At 68.4% G+C, this 3,938-nt stretch carries 2 protein-coding genes; both read right to left on the bottom strand.

The annotated features are described in order from the left end of the window. Positions 1 to 3,211 (bottom strand): type I polyketide synthase (locus tag ACWCQM_RS40795; RefSeq protein ID WP_450920119.1); only part of this gene is annotated, 3,211 nt, incomplete at its 3' end. A gap of 22 nt (positions 3,212 to 3,233) precedes the next feature. Beyond that, positions 3,234 to 3,938 (bottom strand): beta-ketoacyl reductase (locus ACWCQM_RS40800; protein WP_450920118.1); only part of this gene is annotated, 705 nt, incomplete at its 5' end.

Genomic DNA, 3,938 nt, shown 5'->3' on the forward strand with positions numbered 1-3,938 from the left:
ACCCCTGGAACACCGGCCCGTACTCATACCCCAGACCCACCAGCCGCTCATACGCACCCTCCACCGGCACAGACACCGCCCCGGCCGGCGGCCACTCCGCCAGACCGAAGTCAGCGGCCGGCTGATCCGGCAGCAGCACACCCTCAGCGTGCAGCGTCCACGGAGCGTCCCGGTCACCCTCCACCCGGGAATGCACACCCACCGCCCGCGCACCGTCATCCGCCGCGGCCCCGACCACCACCTGGACCTGCAGCGCCTCGGACTCGGGCACGGTCAACGGCGCCTGAAGCGTCAACTCCTCCAGCAGACCACACCCCACCTCCTCACCCGCACGCAACGCCAACTCCACCAGCCCCGTCCCCGGCACCAGCACACTGCCCAGCACACTGTGATCAGCCAGCCACGGCTGAGCGGCAAGCGAGAGACGACCGGTGAAGACTGCTCCCCCGTCCGGCAGACCAACGGCCGCGCCCAGGAACGGGTGCTCGGCTGAGGCGAGCCCAAGGGACTCCGGGTTGGACTCCATTACGTCGGGAAGCAGCCAGTAGTGCTGGTGCTGGAAGGCGTAGGTGGGCAGGTCGACGCGGCGGGCTCCGGTGGGCGCGTAGAACGCGGCCCAGTCCGGGCTGTGCCCGACCGTGTGCAGCCGCGCAAGCGCCGCGACCAGCGCCTCGGGCTCACTCAGGGCGCGCCGCAGACCAGGCACGAACACCGCGTCAGCGGCGGAGTTCTGCGCCATCGCGGTCAACACCGCGTCCGGACCGACCTCCAGGAACACAGAGACGCCCGCAGCGGACAGCGCACGAATGCCGTCACCGAAACGGACCGCCTCACGGACATGCCGCACCCAGTACTCGGGCGTACGCAGATCGTCCGAGGAGGCCAGCTGGCCGGTGACGTTGGAGACCACGGGGATACGAGCCTCACCGAACGTCACGCTCTCCGCGACCGTCCGGAACTCGGCCAGCATCGGCTCCATCAGCGGCGAGTGGAACGCATGCGAGACCCTCAGACGACTCGTCTTACGACCATCAGCCTCGAACCGAGCCGCAACCTCCAGCACATCCGCCTCGGCACCGGAGATCACCACCGCCTCCGGACCGTTCACCGCAGCGATACTCGCCACGTCCGAGGTCAGGTAGGGCAGCACCTCGTCCTCGGAAGCACGGATGGCAACCATCGCACCACCAGCCGGCAGGGCCTGCATCACCCGCGCACGCGCAGCCACCAGCCTTGCCGCATCAGCCAGCGACAGCACACCCGACACATGGGCGGCCGTCAGCTCACCCACGGAATGCCCGGCCAGGAAGTCCGGGCGCACACCCCACGACTCCAACAGACGGAACAACGCCGTCTCGAACGCGAACAGCGCCGGCTGAGTGAACTCCGTCCGCTCCAGAACCTCCGCGTCCTCGCCCCACACCACATCCCGCAGCGGCGTAGACAGATGACCATCCAGCTCAGCGACCACCGCATCAAAAGCATCGGCGAACACCGGGAACGAAGCATGGAGTTCACGGCCCATACCCACCCGCTGCGCACCCTGACCCGTGAACAGGAACGCCGCCTTCGGCCTGGACCTGGCTGCGCCACGGAACACCGAACCTTCCCGGCCGTCGCCGGCCAGCGCCCGCAGCCCCTCGACCAGCTGCTCCCGCGTCCCGCCCACCACCGCGGCACGATGCTCGAACCCCGCACGCGAGGTCACCAGCGAGAAGCCGACATCCACCGGACGCAGGTCAGAGATGCCCACCCGGTCCAGCAGACGCGCAGCCTGTGCCTTCAGCGCATCAGCTCCGGTGGCTGAGAGCACCCATGCATGCACGGGCATCTCCAGAGCAGAAACCGGAGCCTCCTCCGTCCCCTCACTCTCGGCCGACTCCTCGTCCGGCGCCTGCTCGATGATGACGTGGGCGTTCGTGCCGCTGATCCCGAACGACGACACAGCGGCCCGACGCGGCCCCTCCGTCGCCGGCCACTCACGCGCCTCCGTCAACAGCTCCACCGCACCCGCAGACCAGTCCACCTGATCCGACGGACGATCCACATGCAACGTCTTCGGCAACACACCATGCCGCATCGCATGGACCACCTTGATGATCCCCGCAACACCGGCGGCAGCCTGCGTATGACCCATGTTCGACTTCACCGAACCCAGCCACAGAGGACGCCCCTCCGGCCGACCCTGCCCATACGTCGCCAGCAACGCCTGCGCCTCGATCGGATCGCCCAGCGTCGTACCCGTACCATGCGCCTCCACCAGATCCACATCACCGGTGGCCAGACCCGCATTCGCCAACGCCTGCCGAATCACCCGCACCTGCGACGGACCGTTCGGGGCGGTGAAGCCGTTGCTGGCGCCGTCCTGGTTGATCGCGGAGCCTCGTACCACTGCGAGCACCGGGTGTCCGTTGCGCCGCGCATCGGAGAGCCGCTCTACCACCAGGACGCCGACCCCCTCACCCCAGCCCGTACCATCAGCCGCCGCCGCGAACGACTTGCACCGACCATCCGCAGCCAGCCCACGCTGACGACTGAACTCCACGAACGTCTCCGGAGTCGCCATCACCGTCACGCCACCCACCAGCGCCAGCGAACTGTCCCCCGACCGCAGAGACTGCACCGCCGAATGCAACGCCACCAACGACGACGAACACGCCGTATCCATCGTCACCGCCGGCCCCTCAAGACCCAACGTGTACGCCACCCGCCCGGAGACCATGGAGCCGGTCGAGCTGCTGTACGGATAGTCGTGGTACATCACACCGGCGAAGACACCCGTCCGGCTCCCCCGCAGAGTGCCCGGGTCGATCGCAGCCCGCTCGAGCGCTTCCCACGACACCTCCAGCAGCAGTCGCCGGTGCGGGTCCATGACGAGTGCCTCGTTCGGGCCGATCCCGAAGAAGGCCGAGTCGAAGCCGCCGGCGCCATGGAGGAATCCGCCCTCGCGGGTGTACACCTTTCCGTCGGCGCCCGGCTCAGGGTCGTACAACCCCTCGGTGTCCCAGCCTCGGTCCTCGGGGAAGGCGCCCACCACATCCCGGCCCTCGGCAGCCATCTGCCAGAGGTCCTCGGCGGACTCCACACCACCCGGATAGCGGCAGGCCATCCCCACGATGGCGATCGGCTCGTGCAGAGTCGACGAGAGCTTGCTGTTCTGACCGCGAAGCCGTTCGACCTCCTTGAGGGACGCCCGCAGCGCGTCAACCAGCCGTGCGTCTGAAGTCATCATCTCAGCTACCTGCTTCCGCGGTCGGGCCATCCAGTTCGAACTCGTCGAGTGCCATGCTGATCAGGCTCTCGGCGTCCAGCTCATCGATCGATCCGCCGGCATCCACGCCGTCGTCGTACGCCCCGGCGGGTGCCTGCACTCCGCCCAGTTCCAGGAGGCTGCGCATCAGTCCGGCGTCGCGGAGCCTGTTGATCGGGATGGTCTGCAGAATGCGGCGGACCTGCTCGTCCTCGTCGACCTGGTCCGGGCCGGCGGCGTCGGGGGCCAGTTCCGTGAGCAGGTGGGCAGTCAGCACGTCCGGGCTCGGATAGTCGAAGATCAGCGTCGGTGGCAGTCTGAGCCCGGTGACCACGTTGAGTTGGTTGCGGAACTCCACAGCGCTGAGGGAGTCGAACCCGAGCTCCTGGAAGGCGCGTTCAGGATGGATGGCCTCCGGCCCCGCGTGCCCGAGCACACCTGCCGCCTCGGCCCGGACGACCTCCAGCACCAGTGCGGAACGTGCATCCGCGTCCAGACCGGCCAGGCGCTCGGCCAAGGCGGGACCGGCTTTGCTGACGGCCTCACGTCTCTTCCGACCGGTGGCGCTGCCCTGGGAGAGCACCCGGAAGATTTCGGGGAGGTTGTCGGCGGTTCGTCGGAGGGTGGGCAGGTCGAGCTGGATCGGGACGAGCGCCGGATCATCCAGACCCATCGCCGTGTCGAAGAG

The organism is Streptomyces sp. NPDC002125 (assembly GCF_053593715.1).